The sequence below is a fragment of the Streptococcus sanguinis genome (genome assembly GCF_008329445.1).
Taxonomy (GTDB): domain Bacteria; phylum Bacillota; class Bacilli; order Lactobacillales; family Streptococcaceae; genus Streptococcus; species Streptococcus sanguinis_O.
Genome location: NZ_VIBR01000003.1, coordinates 237,832 through 254,983, shown reverse-complemented (window position 1 = coordinate 254,983; position 17,152 = coordinate 237,832). Strand labels below are relative to the sequence as shown.

Sequence of the window (17,152 nt, the reverse complement as noted above, 5' to 3'; positions counted from 1 at the left end):
AACTTATATTAGGAATTTTTAAGCCGCAGTCTGTATACTTTCTACAAATCATCTAAGAAAGAGGTATGGATATGGATTATCTAGTGATTCTGGCCTATGAGCCTGATTATAATCTTATTAAGCTGATAAAAAAAATTCACCATAAAAGTGATTTTCATATCATTGTTATCGATGACGGCAGCTCTTCCAAATGCCAGATAGTCTTTGAGCAGGCAGAGCAATACGCGACCGTGCTCCGTCATCAGGTCAATCAAGGCAAAGGGCAAGCGCTGAAAACTGCTTTTACCTTTATCCAGACACTGAAGAACTATGGAACGGTTGTAACAGCAGATGCGGATGGCCAGCACAAGGCCTGGGATATTTTCCGTGTAGCGACCAAGGCTTCTGAAAATCCCAATCAGCTGATTCTGGGAGCACGCGCCTTTACTGGCAAGGTGCCCCTACGCAGCCGCTTCGGTAATAGTCTGACTCGGGCTCTCTTCAAGCTTCAGACTGGCGTGGGTGTCTCCGATACTCAGACAGGCTTGCGAGCCTTTACGACCAACATGATTCCATTTATGCTAAAGGTAGAGGGGCAGCGCTATGAGTATGAAATGAACATGCTCTTAGAAGCCAGCAAGGAATATCCCATTTTGGAAGTGCCTATTGAGACGGTCTATATCAATGACAATCAAGGCTCGCACTTCCGGCCGATTCGGGATGGGCTCATGATTTATAAAAATATATTCAAATTTGCCCTGACTTCTCTCAGCAGCTTCGTCGTGGACTACATTGTCTACGCACTGGCTCTCTTGTTTTTAGCTGCTGTGCCGACCAGCCTGAGAATTCTTCTCGCAAATGGGATTGCTCGTGTGACCAGCTCAATCTTTAACTATTCGACTAATAAAAAGCTGGTCTTTAAGAACGACGACAGTATACTCAAGACAGGAACTGGCTATTTCAGCCTAGCTGTAGTGCTCTTTATCCTAGACACACTGCTGATTCGCCTCTTCTATGCTGTCTTTGGTCTCAATCTTCTGATTGTCAAAATCATCGTCGGCATCTTACTCTTCACCGTCTCCTGGATGGTCCAAAAGAGATTTATTTTTAAGGAAAGGACACACACCGCATCATGAAATTTTTAAAGAAACGCTATGCCTACGCCTCCATTTTCGGGCTGCTTCTGACAGCTTCCTTCAGCTACTCCATGCTGAAAACCTTTGTCATCGCAGAGACCATTTCCACGGTTTCAAGTACGAGTTCGTCGTCCAATGCCAAGGCTGCCAGCAAGGCTGCCGAAACAGCGACTGTGACGGATACCAGCTATTCAGACGACAACATCTCGGTTACGCTAACTAAAAAGACCGTCAGCAACACCCAAGTCTACATCGCTGATGTGACCGTTAGCTCATCAGAATACCTAAAAACGGCCTTTGCCCAAAACACTTACGGAAACAATGTCACCGCCAAGACCTCAGAAACGGCCGCCAACAACAATGCCATCCTAGCTGTCAATGGCGACTACTATGGAGCCAACACAACTGGCTATGTCATCCGCAATGGCGTCGTCTACCGCGATACCGTCCGAGAAGACTCCAGCAATGGTGATTTGGCTATTTACAAAGACGGCTCCTTCAAGATTATCTATGAAGACCAAGTCTCTGCTGATCAACTGGTCAAAGACGGCGTGGTCAATCTCTTGGCCTTCGGCCCATCTCTTGTAGAAAATGGTGAGATTGTCGTTGATACCAACTCCGAAGTCGGCCAGTCCATGTCTTCCAATCCTCGGACAGCTATCGGTATCATTGATGAAAACCACTACATCATCATCGTTTCAGACGGACGCACCTCAGAAAGCGAGGGGCTTTCCCTCTACCAGATGGCAGAAATCATGAAATCTTATGGTGTTAAGACCGCATACAACCTCGACGGCGGGGGGTCCTCTACACTTTACTTTAACGGTCAGGTCATTAACAAACCTACAACCAACGGAAATACTATCTCAGAAAGGTCGGTGAGTGATATTGTCTACATCGGTTACTAATCCCAGCAAAAAACGTTTTAGAAAAACAGCCCTTATCTACACACTATTAACTATTTTCTTCTTTGCTTTCAGCAGAATCTATGAATCTTTCAGCTTCGGCGAAACATCTAGCCACATGCACTACCTCTTTGCCATTCCTCTAGCAGGCGGCATTCTCCTCCTGCTCTTTATGAAGGTCATCCCTAATCTCTCTCGGCTCAGCCTCAATCTCTGGAACTCAGCTGTAGCCATTATGACAGCCGGCATGCTCTTTCGTGGCATCGTCAATCTATCTGGCCGATCCACGACGCTGGATATGCCCTACTGGTACGTAGGAGCAGCCTTTGCGGCTCTGGCACTACTCTCCATGGTCTTTACTCGAAGTGAATGGAATAAAGAAATCCAGGCACAGCCAATATCCAGCAAAAAAGAAGATACAAGACTAAGTCGTCGTGAAACCTACAGTCAAGTATAAACCAAAAAACCTCAGAAAACCTGAGGTTTTTAATGTAGTGATAATCTTTCTGAACTCTCATTATGATGAATACTCTGCTTCTTCATTCACACTCATACACACTACCCGTCAGCGGATCAATGACTTCTGCCAGCTTAAAGTGTCCCTGCTCATATTGGTAATGGCAGATGGCGCAGTTGCCAAAGCGCACCTTAGGATCCAGAGCTTGGGCTGCAATCTTGAGATAGAAGGCCCACATGGCACCGCCGTGGCTAACAGCTAAGACTGGCTCTGCTCCTGCCTTCTCCATAACCTCAGTCAGAGTGATTAGCACACGCTCACCGACTTGGTCCACACCTTCTCCACCGTAAGGGACGAATAGGTCTTCAAATGAGGTGGCTCCTGGTCGAAATTTCGGCTGCAGGCGTTCAGGCTGGGCTTCAAAGAGACCAAAGTTCCATTCTTTAATGCCCTTAAGGCGAGTATAGTCGGACCGGCCGGAGACAAGTTCCAAGGTATCAGAAGCTCGCTCCTGGGTGGACGAGTAGAGCTGACCAAAACGAATGCACCGCTCTTTCAAATAAGCTCCTGCCTGCCGGGCCTGTTCCTGCCCCAGTTCTGTCAAAGGAGAATCGCAAGCTCCCTGCACCAAGCCTTCTTGGTTGAAAAAAGTCTGGCCGTGCCGCATTAAATATAAATCTTTCATTTTCCCTCCCAATCGCTAAAATCGTGGCCAATGGCCTCTTCTAGGTAAAATTGGTCATCTTCAAAAGTAAACTTCAAGATACCACAGTTGGTCATGTGACCCAAATCATCCAGACGCCAGTTTTTCTGCCAAGCTCTGGCAAAATTGGCCATAGCTCCGCCATGGGAGACCATGAGCACAGACTGACCATCCGTCTCCTGCATGAGCTGAAGAATGGTCGTTGCCATACGCTCCTGCACTTGATCTTGTGATTCACCCCCATAGGTAACAAAGAAATCTCCATAAGGCAGGGGTGGATTGAGGTCTTCGCTTTCCCCTTCAAAGGTGCCGAAGTTCCACTCCTTGAGTCCCTTGACACGTTTATAGGGAATCTTACCGTCTGTTACCAATTCCAAGGTATCACAGGCTCGCTCTTGAGTAGAGCTATAAGCATCGTCAAAAGTAATTCCTGCATCCTTAAAATATTGCCCTGCCACCTTGGCCTGATAGATGCCAAAATCGGTCAGAGGAGCATCACACCAGCCCTGCACCTTATGGCGTAGGTTGAAAAGCGTTTGGCCATGCCGCATCAGATAAAGAGTTTTTGCCATCATTCATATCTCCTTTAGATGAGTTCTAACTTTTCAAAGGCCTTGTAGAGACCGTCCTGACTGACCGAATCTGTCACCATATCGGCCATGGCCTTGATTTCCGCTCCGCCATTTCCCATAGCAACCCCGACCTGACAATAGTTCAGCATAGGAATATCAACCTTGGCATCGCCAAAAGCCAGAGTATCTGCTCTGTCAGCATGAAGATGCTTCAGGAGGACCTCAATGGCATGCGCCTTGGTAATATCTTTGACTCCTAAATCACCAAAGAGAGCATGCTCACCCTTGCCTCCCCAAGTACCCGCCTTGAGCTCAGGAAAAGCTACCTTAGAGTCCAGATGGTCTTGGTAGCTTCTGAGAATAAAGCTGACTTTGTTCAGGTCGTCCCGATAGAGCTCTCCTCCATAGACCAAGCCGTGAAGAGCTTCTTCGGCCTCCATATTTACTACTTCTTCTGGCTTGGCACCTTTTCCAAGTACATAGGTCCGAAGCACTGGTCGTGCCGCTTCACGGAAGCCCCTGCTTGCAAAGAGGCCGTTATTACTCTCTAGGTAAAACTCTAGCCCCCGCTCTTGAAGCCAGTCAACTAGCCTTTTAGCGACATCTCGCGGAATCAGCTGGTGCAGAATAACCTGACCCTTATGCTCCACATAAGAACCGTTGCCACCAATCATGCCATCAAAGCCAATATCCCAAATTTCCGGCGGCATCTCAGCCTTGCTGCGACCTGTGCAGACATAGACCAGATGTCCCTTTTCCCGCGCCCGTCGAATGGCAACCACAGCAGACTCCGGTATATGATTATCATAGTCGATGAGGGTCCCATCCACATCCAGAAAGATGATTTTTCTCGTCATAAAACTTCCTCTTCCTCGCATTTGCTGAATGCTTTCTTCAATTATTACAAATTCTCCCATTATGACCCAGCTTTATTTTATAAAAGCTTCACCCTATTATATACCTTTTTGAAAGCCTTTTCCTATAGAATTATCAGAGATAATGGTACTATCCTTTTTTTCTCAGAGGAAAAAGCAAGAAGGACAGCTTTTAATCAGCTTGTTCCTTCTGCTCTTTTTATTCCCCATCTTATCTACTCATCTTCTGCTTCAAATAGCCAGAGTTTAGAATCAAAGTCATAGCTCGGCTTTTGCTCAGAATCCTCCAGAAGCTGACCGCTGGAAGCGTCCGTGGTGACCAGCCCAACTCGCATAAGCTCAGCCCCCGTATAGGCACGCCCCTCTAGCCGATAGACCTTATCCGCAGCCAGTCCTTTCAGTTGCAAACGCTGATGAGAGCGATTGACTTGATTGAGGGCCTTGAAAGTGCCTAAAAGTGCAGTGTTCTGATCCTGACTGACAACCATCCAAGCTGTCTGTCCATCTCCCTTAAATGGCGACCGCAGTCGATAAAAAGTTCCATTATGAATCAGATCTCGATGGCGCTTGTAAAAAGCTATCTGTTCCCTGACTTCAGCCAATTCCTCTGGGCTTAGCTGATTAAGATCCAGCTCATAGCCAAAGGAACCGAAAAAGGCGACATTGCCCCGCGTCTTCAACGGAGTCAGACGGTTGGTCTGGTGATTGGGCACGATGGAGACATGAGCCCCCATAGACGAAAGCGGATAGAGAAGGCTAGTCCCGTACTGGATTTTCAAGCGCTCGATAGCATCCGAATCATCACTAGTCCAAGCCTGAGGAGCATAATAGAGCATACCTGGATCAAAGCGGCCTCCACCTGAAGAGCAGGACTCAAATAACAGTCTCGGATACCGACTGATTAAACGCTCATACAAGTCATAAACACCCAAGACATAGCGGTGAAAAATCTCCCCTTGCTGATCGGCTGGCCAGGCAGCTGAGAAGACATCCGTCAGAGGGCGATTCATATCCCATTTGATATAATCCAGCTGCGCTTCTTCGATAACCGCCGATAGACGCTCAAAAATCTCATCCACTACTTCCGGCCGAGAATAGTCCAAAACAAACTGGTTCCGACCATGGTGGGGCTGTCTATCTGGCACTGCCAGCAGCCAGTCAGGATGAGTTCGGTAGAGTTGGCTGTCCTTATTGACCATTTCCGGCTCAAACCAAAGACCAAACTGCATGCCCAAACCGTGAATACGCTCTGCTAGCGAGCCCAGCCCCTTCGGCAGCCTTTCTGGATTGACAAACCAATCCCCCAGCCCAGCGCGATCGTTAGTCCGCTGGCCAAACCATCCGTCATCTAGCACAAAGAGCTCCACTCCTACATCTTGAGCCTTTTCAGCAAGCTCCAGCAGCTGATTCTCACTAAAGTCAAAATAGGTAGCTTCCCAGTTATTGATGAGAACAGGACGCGCTCGCTCGCGCCAGTAGCCCCTAGCTAGGCGTCGACGAAATAGCTGATGAAAGACTTGACTCATGCCGTTGAGGCCCCGCTCAGAATATACTAGCAGAGCTTCTGGACTGGTAAAGGACTGGCCTGCAGCCAGCTTCCACTCAAAACCAAAAGGATTGATGGCTAGCTGCAACCGGGTCACATCATAGGTATCCACCTCAGCCTGAATGAGAAAATTACCTGAATACACCAAGGCCGTTCCTAGTACTGGACCTGAAAATTCAGTCGTTTCCGGTCGCTTAAGAGCCACAAAAGGATTGTGGTGGGGACTGGAAATGCCGCGGGTTGACTCAATAGACTGAATCCCCTGCTGAAGCGGGCGCTCCTTGATATGGCGTTCCCGAGCCCATGCCCCTGATAACTGCAGCCAGTCATAATCAGCATCTGGCAGATCAAGCGACAGACTAGCTAGGGATTCCAAGTAGCAAGTTTCCCTGCCTTGATTAATCACTTTGCTGGAGCGAGTGATAACCGGCCAATCAGCAAAAATCGTATAAAACAGCTGAACTTCTACTTCTGTCACCTCATCTCGTAGGGTTAGAATAAGAGTCTTAGCCTCCGTTTGAGTCTCTGTATAAGTAGCGGGCAGCCCCTCTAAAGCAGGCTTACCATCTACTATCTGATGACTGACATAGACAAAATCAGTAATACGCGAGCCATTTTCCTGCCGCAGACAGATAGCGGGATGACGAAAATCTGTCGTGCCGTATTCTGGAAATTCCTGACGCACATGCTCCAAAGAATAGCGTAAATCTCCTTCTTTCCGATAGGTCGTCATGGGCCGATGCTGCAGCTCCACCAAATAAGAATAATCCCGCTCTGGTACCACCGCTCCGTAGTAAAGCTGCAAGAGTTTACCATCCTCATAAACCCGAAAGATATAAGAAATCTCACCGTTAGTCAGATGAAATTGCCTGCACTCTTCCTTAAACCAAATACTCGCCTTATTCATGGTCTTCTCCTTTCACAGTCTGCAGTCAAACTTCCACTTTCATTATAAAAAAGGCCACCCCTTTTGGTAAGCCTTTCTTTCTAGTATTATTTATCCAAATGTGACTTTTTACAGCTCTTGCCCCAGATGAGAGCTAGCCTTGCGAAAGTTCAAAGGCGACTGGCCGCGCGCCTTCTTGAAGGCTTTTGAAAAGCTCTGTGTTCCGGCAAAGCCTGTCTTATTGGCAATCTCTTCCACCGAAAGCTGGCTGCCCGTCAGCAAATCAGCTGCCATATTGAGTCGCAAATCATTGCTGTACTCCTTGATCCCCTTGCCTACTTCATCCTTGAAAAGCCGAGATAGGTAGGAAGGGTGCAGCGCCAATTTCTGCGCCAACTCCTGCACAGATAAACTTTCTGGCAGATGACTGCTCAGTAGTTCCAAGACCTGCTGGACATAAGGATTGATCCGACGGCTTTCCGTGATTAAAGAGGTCTGCTTGAGACGCTGGGACAAGAGTTCTAAAAAACGATAAACTTGCCTTTGCAGAGCTAGTTCAGCTGTTATTCCGCTGCCCTCATAGGCCAAACTTTCAAAGACCAAGGCCTTAAATTCCTGCAAAGAAGTCAGCTCAAAAGACCACTGGTCAGACTGTAAGCCCAGATCCTGCAGATAGCGAGGCAAGAGATGCCCACCCAGTCCCATCCAGACATAAGACCAAGGCTCTTCTCCATCAGCCTGATAAAAGACCGACTGACTCGGCGGCACCACAAAGCCCTGCCCTTCCTGCAAATCATAGCGCTGATTGCCCACGGAGTAAGTCCCCCGTCCCTTCAGTACGATGTGAATGACATAAACATCCCGGACAGCCGGCCCAAAGCTATGATGGGCTTCCGTTTTTGAATAACCACAGAAGGCAAAAAAACAATCTTCTTGGCCAAACTGCATAGACTTAACCAAGGTCAGTGAATGCTCCATCAGCCCCTCCTTAGATTTGGATAAAACTTTTACCCTTATTATAAAACAAAAACCACTAAACAGCAACTGAATCTGATTAGTGGTTTCTTCATTCATCTTAAAAAGATTGGACGGATGGGTTATGATTAAAGAGAGCATGGGTAGCCTTATAGATATGATAGGCTGTTGCAGCGTTATTCATAGTATAAAGGTGTATGCCCGCCACATCCTGAGTCACCAAGTCAACAATTTGATCCACAGCATAAGCCAGACCAGCTGCTCTCAGAGACTCTGGGTCATGTTCGTATTTATCCAGAATAGCCCGGAATTTTCTTGGCAGCTTGATATTCTCACAGGTCTTGAGCAGGCGCAGAGCCTGATTGCGATTGAGAATCGGCATAATCCCAGCATGGATTGGCACTTCAATACCCGCTAAAATACACTTGTCCTGAAAATCATAAAAGCGCTCATTATCAAAGAAAAGCTGGGTCACCAGACTAGAACAGCCAGCATCCACCTTTTTCTTCAGATTTTGAATATCCGAAATCTGATTTGGCGAATCCGGATGGCCCTCCGGATAGCAGGCTCCGATGATGTCAAAGTGCGGTGCTTCTGTCTTGATGTATTCTATCAAGTCAGTCGCATAGGTAAAATCATCCTTAGGCGCCACATCTGGAAAAATATCCCCTCGCAAAGCTAAAATCTGATGGACACCAACCCGATCTAGAGACTGCAAAATATTGGACACCATGTCCTTGGTCAGATAAACCGCGGGTAGGTGAGCAATCGTCGGTATCTTGAGGTCGTTGGCGATGAACTCAGTCAAACGAACCGTCGTCTCCTCAATGTCAAACTTATTATTGCTGGCTGTCACACTAATAAAGTGAGGGGCCAGATCTTGCATCTCTCTCAATGCATGAAAAATCTTATCATTGCCTACTGCCGGATTGGGAGGAAATACTTCAAATGAGAGACTGGGTGTATGACGACGAACCATATAACAAAAAGTTCCTTTCAATGATGGTAGTGATAGCTGAGGACAATCCTAGGAGAACAGCTCCTACAGGATTGTCAGCTCCGCTTCAATTTTGGTATGTTCCTCCATCAAGATCAATTTTTGAGGTTCGAGGAGGATTATTGCAAATGTTGTCTAGCTGCTTTGGCTGCTTCTACTAAGCGCTCCAAGCTAGCCTTGGTTTCTGGGATACCACGAGTTTTAAGACCACAGTCAGGGTTGATCCAGACCTTGCTGCTTGGTACCTTAGCCAAGATGGCTTCAATCGTATGGTCGATTTCTCCTTCATTTGGCACGCGAGGTGAGTGGATATCGTAAACTCCAGGTCCTACTTCTGTCTGGAAGTTCTTAGCCTTGAGCTCATCCAGGATTTCCAAGTTAGAGCGACTAGCTTCAAAGGAAATCACGTCCGCATCCATGTTGTCAATAGCTGGGATGATATCGGTAAATTCTGAGTAACACATGTGAGTGTGGATTTGTGTATCTGGCGCTACTGTAGAGTGTACCAAGCGGAAGGCAGGGATTGCCCAGTCAAGGTAATCTTCATACCAATCACTGCGACGGAGTGGCAATTTCTCACGAAGAGCAGCCTCGTCGATTTGGATAATCTTCACGCCTGCAGCTTCAAGGTCAAGAACTTCATCCTTGATAGCAAGAGCGATTTGAAGAGTAGAATCCTTGATAGAGATGTCTTCACGTGGGAATGACCAGTTGAGGATGGTTACAGGTCCAGTCAGCATACCTTTGACAGGTTTGTCTGTACGGCTTTGTGCATAGCTAGACCATTTAACAGTGATTGGGTTGAGACGAGTAACATCACCCCAGATGATTGGTGGTTTGACTCCACGCATACCGTATGATTGTACCCAACCATTTTTAGAGAAGAGGTAGCCTGACAGGTTTTGACCGAAGTACTCAACCATGTCATTACGCTCGAACTCACCGTGCACCAGCACGTCAAAGCCGACTTCTTCTTGCCACTTGATCCATTCATCGATTTGCTCAGCCAAGAACTTGTCATAGTCTTCTGCCGACAGCTCACCCTTGCGGAAGGCCAAGCGCTTAGCACGGACTTCCTTGGTTTGAGGGAAGGATCCAATCGTGGTAGTTGGCAACGGTGGCAGATTGAGTGTCTTGTGCTGAATTTCCTCACGTTCTGCAAAGGCTGGCAAACGAGTGTAGTCAGCGTCAGTCAAACCAGCGATGCGCGCACGAAGTTCGGCATTTTCACCAACACGTTCAGTCGCAAAGAGTTCTTTGTTAGCAGCAAGTGCTTCTGCACCGCCACCATTGCGGATAGCATCCAAGTCACGGATTTCATCCAATTTTTCCACCGCAAAGGCAAAGTGGTTCAAGATTGTTGGTTCAAATTCTTCATTAGCCGTTGTAAATGGCACATGGAGCAGTGAACATGAGCTTGTCAAAACAAGATTTTCAGCTGGGATTTGCTCAAGCACCGCCAAGCTCTTTTCATAGTTGTTGCGCCAGATATTTTTACCATTGACAATCCCTGCATAAAGTGTCTTATCAGCTGGGAAGCCACCTTTTACAAGGTCAAGAGTTTTCTTGCCTTCGACAAAGTCCAAACCAATCGCATCTACCGGCAGCTCTACAAGATCCGCATAGATGTCACGAACATCACCAAAGTAGGTTTGAACCAAGACTTCCAAGCCTTTCTTGTCTGCCAAAAGCTTCTTATAAAGGTCCAAGAAGAGAGCTTTTTCTTCTGCTGACAGGTCTTTGACCAGACTTGGCTCATCCAGCTGGATACGCTCTGCGCCCAGCTCTGCTAATTTGGCAAAAACTTCTTGATAAGCTGCAGCTAGTGCATCTACAAAGTCAGCTGGCGCTACACCGTCTTCAAAGTCAGATACTTGCAGGAGAGTGAATGGTCCGACCACAACTGGACGGGTTACCAAGCCCAGCTCTTTCGCTTCTGCAAATTCATCAAAAATCTTATGCCCAGCCAGTTTGACTTGGGTTTCTTTTTCAAATTTAGGAACGATATAATGGTAGTTGGTGTTGAACCATTTCTTCATCGGAAGAGCACGGACATCCCCTTTTTCGCCCTGATAACCACGTGCCAAGGCAAAATACTGCTCCAAGTCAGTCAATTCCAAACCTTGAACAGATGACGGTACTACATTAAAGAGAAAAGCTGCATCCAGCACATTGTCATAATGAGAAAAGTCATTTGACGGAATCTCTGAAATTCCTTTTTCCTTGACAATATTCCAGTGCTTAGCGCGCAACTCTTTGGCCGCAGCCAGAAGCTCTTCTGCTGAGATTTCATGTCTAAAATATTTTTCAGTTGTAAATTTCAATTCGCGGAATTCGCCCAAACGTGGGAAACCAATGATAGTCGTTGACATAAACGTCCTCCAAAATTTTTCTTGATTTTATCTTATCAGAAAATCCCCCCTCTGTATAATTGGAATTTTCCAGAGTTTGATATAGCCTAAAACTATAACCTGTCTCGTCAACCAGTCCAAAATCCCCATTTTAGAAGCACCATTGACTGTAATTATTGTTTGCTATAGGTAGAAGTTATGACCTTGGAAAAAGAAAAACCAGCGAGAATAAAATCTCGTTGGTTTCTATAATATCTTGTCTTGTTTATTCTGTTTCGTGATAAACCTTCTTAGCCTTTTCAAGATCATAGTATCTGTCAAACTCTTCTTTGGAGTTGACGATGTGTTCTTGACTGTCGACAGACACCTCTGGAGGAATGGTCACAGCTTCATATACATTCACAGTATCCGGCATAAGTAGACTGTAGACAGCTGCTTCCCGACTAAAACCTTCTGCGCTGTTCTCTGAGTGTAATAAATACACTGTTGTTCCTTTTTTTTCTAAAAGCTTGTAAGCCTTCGAACTACTATCAAACTGAGTCTGTCCTAAAACGGATTTATCTATTCGAACTTCTCCACCAGGAGGAGTGGTATAAATGCCACTTGCTTTTTGGTCCCAGATAGTCGCTTGCTTTATAAAAGGTTTTCTCACGTAATCTTGAGCTAAAATCTCAATTTCCTCCATTTTTCTACTCTTTAGATTAAGGAAAAGCGGCCTTGTTTCCTGAGGATTCTTTAAATCTCGTATTTCTATCCATAAATAGTCTTGACCCTGCCAAGTGTAAATTCCTCCTAGCTCTGCTGGTAAATAATTAGAATTGTAATTCTCTACAACTTTGTAGAGATCTATCTCCTTTTCTTCTTCAAGTTTTTTGTCATTGATACGATAGATACTAAGAGTCCAATAGGCACCGTCAGATGGTCTTTCCATCAGACGATAGGGAAGATCTTTCAGTTTAACGTTCTGCCGCAGAATATAGCGAGAACTTTTTTGGTCAATTTTGTCACGAAAATGACTACCGAACTCATCCATCTTTTTATCTTCTTCCGGGGTTGTTGAAACCCAATGGACAATAGCGCCTGCACCATCCGCAATCATTTCATAATCATCAATCTTTGCTTTACCCGTATACTGAAAGAACTGTCCGTAATATTGTTCATTGTAGTAACGATAAAGGGTCCAAGATACCAAAGATAAACCAGCTAATACTAGCAGTGTAATAAGACTCTTTGTTTTACTCCATTTCATAATTAAGCTCCTATTTTGCAAATTTATCGTCTAAGTAATTAGGCAACTTCTCCACTTTCATTCCTCTCCTCCTTCTCCTCAACAAACTCTCTAACCAAGCGATAGATAACTGCAAAGATAGGCGTGAAGAAGATCATACCGACCAAACCGAAGAGATTACCCCCAATCAGGGCTGCGGCTAGGGTAAAGAGAGTTGGGAGACCAACCGATTGGCCGACCACGCGCGGATAGATGACATTGCCCTCAATCAGCTGTACTCCCTGAAAGACTGCGATTGAAAGAAGGGCTTTCCAAGGGCTGTCAGTGAAGATAAAGATAGCACCTAGAGCACAAGCTGAGAAAGGCCCGATGTAGGGAATGAAAGAGAGCACTCCAGCCAGAACTCCTGTCAAGGCCGCATAAGGCAGGCCTGTCAGAGAGTAGGCGATAAAGACTAAAACACCGACAATGACAGCCTCAATCATCTGCCCCATCAGAAACTTATCATAGGTCTCAACAATGACAGAACCTACATAGGATAGGCGTTTGACAGCCTTATCAGGAAGCAGGACCTGCAAGAGACGGCTAGTGATCGTCTGCAAATGCTCCTTGCTGCTCAAGAAAGCAAACATGAGAAAAATAGACATGATGACCGAGAAGAAATTGCCAAAGATGGCAGAGATATTGCCTGTCAGACTGCCCAGAAGAGAGATGGCTCGGTTGACAATGTCACTATTTTGCAGTTGCTTGGTCAAATCTTTCAGCTGGCTAGAGGAAAGCAAACCAGACTGCTGCAACCACTTAGCTACCTGAGGTGCTACCTTGCCGATTGTCGCACTCAGCTGATTGACCGCTGTGGTCAAAGTGGGCACGACGATGGAGACAATCCCTGTCATAATGAGAGCTAAAATCAGCACCTCTAAAACTAAGGCCAAACCGCGCTGCAACTTCTGAGGGACTCGGCATTTGTCCAAGAGGTCTTCCAGCTTTTTCATCGGAACATTAAAGATGAAGGCTAGGACTCCACCCAATATAATGGGTGAAAAAACCGAAGTTAGACTCTGCAGACCAGACCAGATGTTCCCGATATAGAGAACCAGAGCCAGAGCAAGCGCCGCAAAGACGATCAGTTTATAAGATTCATTTATTTTTTTCATAAGGCTTCCTTTTAAGGTTTTGTCATTTCCTTATTTTATCATAATTTCCGAGGGCTTTCGAGCAGGAGGAAGCATGGCAACACACAGGTCAGTCCGCTTTGTCATCGCTCTTGAATTTGGGTACATCTTGAAGATAAAAAATCCCCGATATGATAGCTAGAACGCCGGCCAAGTTCCCCAAAAATGGAATGATTCCTGCAAGAAAGGCGAAAAAGAGAAGCTTATGGCTCATCTTATTGACTCTTGGCTCTTCACTATAATGAGCCATTCCAGCCAGGGAAAGACAAAGAAACAGCAAGCTGATCAGTATGATCAGGACGCCCCAGTCAGACTTTTCGACCATTTTGGGAACTAAAGCAACTATTTCCCAGTGCCATCTCTGAGAAGAAGCGTAAAGGATGATGAGGCCTCCTAAAATTCCAGTAATTCCATTTACCAATAACAATTTCTTTGACTTCATAGCAATCTCATTCTTTCTTTTTTAAACATAGTATACCTAGCCACTTTCTAATCTGTCAACCTTTATAAAAGAATGACTGTCTCATCTGATAAATCCGTTTTCATTCATATTATCTTATGATAAAATAAGCTTATGCACAAGAAAACGATTATTGATTTTAAGCAGTTGGGTCAACGCCTAATTTTTACTCATCCTATCAAGGAACTGAAGACTCGTCGTCTTGACCAGGTAGAGGCGCTTTTGACAGAGGTTGAGGGCTGGCAGGAGAAAGGATACTATGCTGTCGGCTATGTCAGCTATGAAGCAGCTCCAGCTTTTGAGGAGAAATTTCAGGTCCATCCGGCTCCGCTCCAGAAAGAATACCTCCTCTACTTTACTATCCACGTTCAGGCCGAGGAGGCTGCCATTCCCTTGACCTATGAGGAAGTGGAAATGCCCGCAGCTTGGCGAGGGCTGACTTCTGAGCAAGAGTATGAAAAGGCCATCGAAACTATCCACCATCATATCCGTCAAGGCGATACCTATCAGGTCAACTACACGGTGCAGCTATACGCGGAGCTCAACCCTGAGGATAGCTTGGCTATTTACAACAGGCTGGTTGTTGAGCAAAATGCGGCCTACAATGCTTATGTAGAGCATGATGAGACCGCCATCTTGTCCATCAGTCCTGAACTCTTTTTTGAGGAGCACCGAGGTGAGCTGACAACCCGTCCTATGAAAGGCACGACCAATCGGGGACTGACCTTAGAGCAGGATAGAGAGCAGGCTGCATGGCTGGCTCAAGATGCTAAAAACCGAGCTGAAAATATGATGATTGTCGATTTACTCCGCAATGACATGAATCGCATTTCTCAGACGGGCAGTGAGCGGGTTGAGCATCTCTGTAGCGTCGAGCAATACTCTACAGTATGGCAGATGACCTCTACCATCAAAAGCCAGCTGCAGGAGAGAGTCGGGCTGGCAGAACTTTTCAAGGCGCTCTTTCCTTGCGGATCCATCACAGGCGCTCCTAAGATTTCGACCATGGCTATCATTAAGGCAACAGAAAAAACCGCCCGCGGGGTCTACTGCGGTACAGTCGGTATCTGCCTGCCAGACCAGAGACGGATTTTTAACGTCGCCATCCGCACCATCCAGCTGGAGGGAAAGAAAGCCATCTACGGCGTTGGCGGCGGCATCACTTGGGACAGCACATGGAAATCCGAATACACCGAAACCCAGCAAAAATCTGCCGTCCTCTATCGGAAAAATCCGCGATTCGACCTGATTTCTACAGGAAAAGTGACAAATAGAAAGTTAACCTGGCAAGAGCAGCACCTACAAAGACTGACAGAAGCAGCCGGCTACTTCGCCTATCCTTTTGACCAAGACAAACTGAAGCAAGAGCTAGAAGAAACCTGCACTCAGCTAGACAAAGAAAAAGATTATAGGCTACGTATAGCTCTAAAAAAAGATGGCAGTATTGAGCTAGAAACGACTCCTCTACTGCCACTGACGGATACTTTCAGAAAGGTAAAACTGGTCGAGCAAACAGCCAATTTAGCCCAGCCTTTCACCTATTTCAAAACCAGCCATCGACCTCATCTGACCTTGAAGCAGCAAGAACAGATTTACTACAATGCCCAAGGCCAGCTGCTGGAAACTTCTATTGGCAATCTGTTGTTGGAGCTAGATGGCAAGCTTTACACGCCTCCAGCTGAACTGGGCCTGCTCAAGGGTATCTACCGTCAGCAGTTATTAGATAAGGGCCAAGCTACTGAGAAAATTCTGACTCTGGCCGATTTGGACCAGGCTGAGAAAATCTACGCCTGCAATGCAGTCAGAGGACTGTACGAGCTGGAAATTGAAGATTAAGAGTTCCACAATTTGCCACTTGCTTTTAATCCTCATCAAAAACTTTAGAAATATTTGAGAAATTCTTTATAAATATTTGAAGGTTTGGCGCTATACTAGTTAATAAGAAGAGGAGTTTTCTCTCCTAACATCATAAAAAGGAGAATTGATCATGGAAAATGTTTTGGTTTTACAGCAAGTCAGCAAGAAATTCGGCCGGCAGTACGCTCTGACCGATGTGAGTCTGACGATAAAAAAAGGAGATATTTACGGTTTAATTGGCAAGAACGGGGCCGGTAAGACCACTCTGATCAAGGTCATTACCCAGCTCTTGGAAGCAAGCAGTGGCAATGTCTCCCTCTTTGGCTCTCAGAACTATCAAGAATGGACTCATAGTCTCAAACGGGTCGGATCGGTTATCGAAACCCCGGTTGCTCACAACCACCTGACAGCCTATGAAAATCTCAGCTACTACTGCAAGCTCCGCCATATTCCCCATGCGGACAAGGTCATCCGTGAAACCTTGGAATACGTGGACTTGACGGATACCGGCAAGAAGAAATTTCGCGACTTCTCACTCGGGATGAAACAACGGCTGGGTCTAGCTATCGCGCTTCTTACCAGACCTGACCTGATGATACTGGACGAGCCTATCAATGGCCTAGATCCAGTCGGCATCAAGGAATTCCGCCAGCTGGTGCAGCGGCTCAACGAAGAGTTGGGCATGACCTTTATCATCTCCAGCCATATCCTGTCTGAACTCTACTTGGTTGGTACCCAATTCGGTATTATCGAGGAAGGACGATTGATTCGCGAGATTTCCAAGGCGGAGTTTGAAGAACAGAGTGAAGACTATATCGTGCTTAAAACGTCACAGTTAGAAGAAGCCAGCCGGCTGATTCACGACCAGCTCATGCATCGCATCAAGGTGGTCAATGCTTCTGACGAGATTCATATCTTCACCCATTCGCATGAGATTAGCAAGATTGTCAAGGAACTTGCGACTGCAGATATACCAGTGCAGGAGATTTACTATGCACGACAAAACCTAGAAAACTTCTTTACAGACTTGGTCAAATGACAAAGGGAGGC

At 46.2% G+C, this 17,152-nt stretch carries 15 protein-coding genes; 5 read left to right on the top strand and 10 right to left on the bottom strand.

Features of this window, described 5'->3' with window-relative positions:
- The first annotated feature begins 65 nt into the window (after positions 1-65).
- The 3 genes from FKX92_RS08225 to FKX92_RS08215 are packed head-to-tail and all read left to right on the top strand — an operon-like array spanning position 66 to position 2,477.
- The gene (locus tag FKX92_RS08225) at positions 66-1,115 is read left to right on the top strand and encodes a bifunctional glycosyltransferase family 2/GtrA family protein (RefSeq protein ID WP_149566048.1); all 1,050 of its coding nucleotides are present in this window, start codon (positions 66-68) and stop codon (positions 1,113-1,115) included.
- The gene (locus tag FKX92_RS08220) at positions 1,112-2,023 is read left to right on the top strand and encodes a phosphodiester glycosidase family protein (protein WP_111676448.1); all 912 of its coding nucleotides are present in this window, start codon (positions 1,112-1,114) and stop codon (positions 2,021-2,023) included. Before FKX92_RS08225 ends, FKX92_RS08220 begins: the two co-directional genes overlap by 4 nt.
- Positions 2,004-2,477, top strand: coding sequence for a hypothetical protein (locus tag FKX92_RS08215; protein WP_172454765.1), 474 nt, complete (start codon positions 2,004-2,006; stop codon positions 2,475-2,477). The genes FKX92_RS08220 and FKX92_RS08215 overlap by 20 nt, the downstream gene beginning before the upstream one ends.
- An 82-nt stretch (positions 2,478-2,559) precedes the next feature.
- Here the strand turns inward: FKX92_RS08215 and FKX92_RS08210 are convergent, their stop codons facing one another.
- The 10 genes from FKX92_RS08210 to FKX92_RS08165 all read right to left on the bottom strand — a co-directional run bounded on the left by FKX92_RS08210 (position 2,560) and on the right by FKX92_RS08165 (position 14,227).
- Entirely contained in the window at positions 2,560-3,162 is a 603-nt protein-coding gene (locus FKX92_RS08210; protein ID WP_002929265.1) for a histidine phosphatase family protein, read from the bottom strand.
- Positions 3,159-3,755 carry a histidine phosphatase family protein gene (locus FKX92_RS08205; RefSeq protein WP_111676452.1) on the bottom strand — a complete coding sequence of 199 codons (597 nt, stop codon included), beginning with the start codon at positions 3,753-3,755 and terminating at the stop codon, positions 3,159-3,161. The genes FKX92_RS08210 and FKX92_RS08205 overlap by 4 nt, the downstream gene beginning before the upstream one ends.
- A gap of 11 nt (positions 3,756-3,766) precedes the next feature.
- On the bottom strand, positions 3,767-4,669 hold the full coding sequence (locus FKX92_RS08200; RefSeq protein ID WP_111676454.1) for an HAD family hydrolase: 903 nt from the start codon (positions 4,667-4,669) through the stop codon (positions 3,767-3,769).
- Between the two features lie 173 nt (positions 4,670-4,842).
- Positions 4,843-7,080 (bottom strand): alpha-galactosidase, encoded by a 2,238-nt coding sequence (locus tag FKX92_RS08195; protein WP_149566047.1) that lies wholly within the window; start codon positions 7,078-7,080, stop codon positions 4,843-4,845.
- A gap of 108 nt (positions 7,081-7,188) precedes the next feature.
- Positions 7,189-8,133 (bottom strand): AraC family transcriptional regulator, encoded by a 945-nt coding sequence (locus FKX92_RS08190; RefSeq protein WP_187759415.1) that lies wholly within the window; start codon positions 8,131-8,133, stop codon positions 7,189-7,191.
- A gap of 1 nt (position 8,134) precedes the next feature.
- Positions 8,135-9,013 (bottom strand): methylenetetrahydrofolate reductase [NAD(P)H], encoded by an 879-nt coding sequence (gene metF, locus FKX92_RS08185; protein ID WP_004188674.1) that lies wholly within the window; start codon positions 9,011-9,013, stop codon positions 8,135-8,137.
- A 137-nt stretch (positions 9,014-9,150) separates the two neighbouring features.
- A complete protein-coding gene (metE, locus tag FKX92_RS08180) occupies positions 9,151-11,403 on the bottom strand; it encodes a 5-methyltetrahydropteroyltriglutamate--homocysteine S-methyltransferase (protein WP_149566046.1) in 2,253 nt (750 codons plus the stop codon).
- 244 nt (positions 11,404-11,647) lie between these two features.
- Positions 11,648-12,631: a hypothetical protein gene (locus FKX92_RS08175; RefSeq protein ID WP_149566045.1), complete on the bottom strand. Its 984-nt coding sequence runs from the start codon at positions 12,629-12,631 to the stop codon at positions 11,648-11,650.
- Positions 12,632-12,669: 38 nt separating this feature from the next.
- Positions 12,670-13,767 (bottom strand): AI-2E family transporter, encoded by a 1,098-nt coding sequence (locus tag FKX92_RS08170; RefSeq protein ID WP_149566044.1) that lies wholly within the window; start codon positions 13,765-13,767, stop codon positions 12,670-12,672.
- An 88-nt stretch (positions 13,768-13,855) separates the two neighbouring features.
- A complete protein-coding gene (locus tag FKX92_RS08165; protein WP_002901428.1) occupies positions 13,856-14,227 on the bottom strand; it encodes a hypothetical protein in 372 nt (123 codons plus the stop codon).
- Positions 14,228-14,359: 132 nt separating this feature from the next.
- Here FKX92_RS08165 and pabB point away from each other — a divergent pair, with 132 nt between their 5' ends.
- Both pabB and FKX92_RS08155 read left to right on the top strand, forming a co-directional pair.
- Positions 14,360-16,081, top strand: a complete 1,722-nt coding sequence (gene pabB / locus FKX92_RS08160) for an aminodeoxychorismate synthase component I (RefSeq protein WP_149566043.1) — start codon at positions 14,360-14,362, stop codon at positions 16,079-16,081.
- Positions 16,082-16,232: 151 nt separating this feature from the next.
- On the top strand, positions 16,233-17,141 hold the full coding sequence (locus FKX92_RS08155; RefSeq protein WP_149566042.1) for an ATP-binding cassette domain-containing protein: 909 nt from the start codon (positions 16,233-16,235) through the stop codon (positions 17,139-17,141).
- Positions 17,142-17,152 lie beyond the last annotated feature (11 nt).

What these genes read in the sequence shown, in the direction of transcription:
- FKX92_RS08225 (WP_149566048.1), top strand. Translation starts at nt 66, where the DNA reads ATGGATATGGATTATCTAGTGATTCTGGCCTATGAGCCTGATTATAAT.
- FKX92_RS08220 (WP_111676448.1), top strand. Translation starts at nt 1,112, where the DNA reads ATGAAATTTTTAAAGAAACGCTATGCCTACGCCTCCATTTTCGGGCTG.
- FKX92_RS08210 (WP_002929265.1), bottom strand. Translation starts at nt 3,162, where the DNA reads ATGAAAGATTTATATTTAATGCGGCACGGCCAGACTTTTTTCAACCAA.
- FKX92_RS08205 (WP_111676452.1), bottom strand. Translation starts at nt 3,755, where the DNA reads ATGATGGCAAAAACTCTTTATCTGATGCGGCATGGCCAAACGCTTTTC.
- FKX92_RS08200 (WP_111676454.1), bottom strand. Translation starts at nt 4,669, where the DNA reads ATGGGAGAATTTGTAATAATTGAAGAAAGCATTCAGCAAATGCGAGGA.
- FKX92_RS08195 (WP_149566047.1), bottom strand. Translation starts at nt 7,080, where the DNA reads ATGAATAAGGCGAGTATTTGGTTTAAGGAAGAGTGCAGGCAATTTCAT.
- FKX92_RS08190 (WP_187759415.1), bottom strand. Translation starts at nt 8,133, where the DNA reads ATGAATGAAGAAACCACTAATCAGATTCAGTTGCTGTTTAGTGGTTTT.
- metF (WP_004188674.1), bottom strand. Translation starts at nt 9,013, where the DNA reads ATGGTTCGTCGTCATACACCCAGTCTCTCATTTGAAGTATTTCCTCCC.
- metE (WP_149566046.1), bottom strand. Translation starts at nt 11,403, where the DNA reads ATGTCAACGACTATCATTGGTTTCCCACGTTTGGGCGAATTCCGCGAA.
- FKX92_RS08175 (WP_149566045.1), bottom strand. Translation starts at nt 12,631, where the DNA reads ATGAAATGGAGTAAAACAAAGAGTCTTATTACACTGCTAGTATTAGCT.
- FKX92_RS08170 (WP_149566044.1), bottom strand. Translation starts at nt 13,767, where the DNA reads ATGAAAAAAATAAATGAATCTTATAAACTGATCGTCTTTGCGGCGCTT.
- FKX92_RS08165 (WP_002901428.1), bottom strand. Translation starts at nt 14,227, where the DNA reads ATGAAGTCAAAGAAATTGTTATTGGTAAATGGAATTACTGGAATTTTA.
- pabB (WP_149566043.1), top strand. Translation starts at nt 14,360, where the DNA reads ATGCACAAGAAAACGATTATTGATTTTAAGCAGTTGGGTCAACGCCTA.
- FKX92_RS08155 (WP_149566042.1), top strand. Translation starts at nt 16,233, where the DNA reads ATGGAAAATGTTTTGGTTTTACAGCAAGTCAGCAAGAAATTCGGCCGG.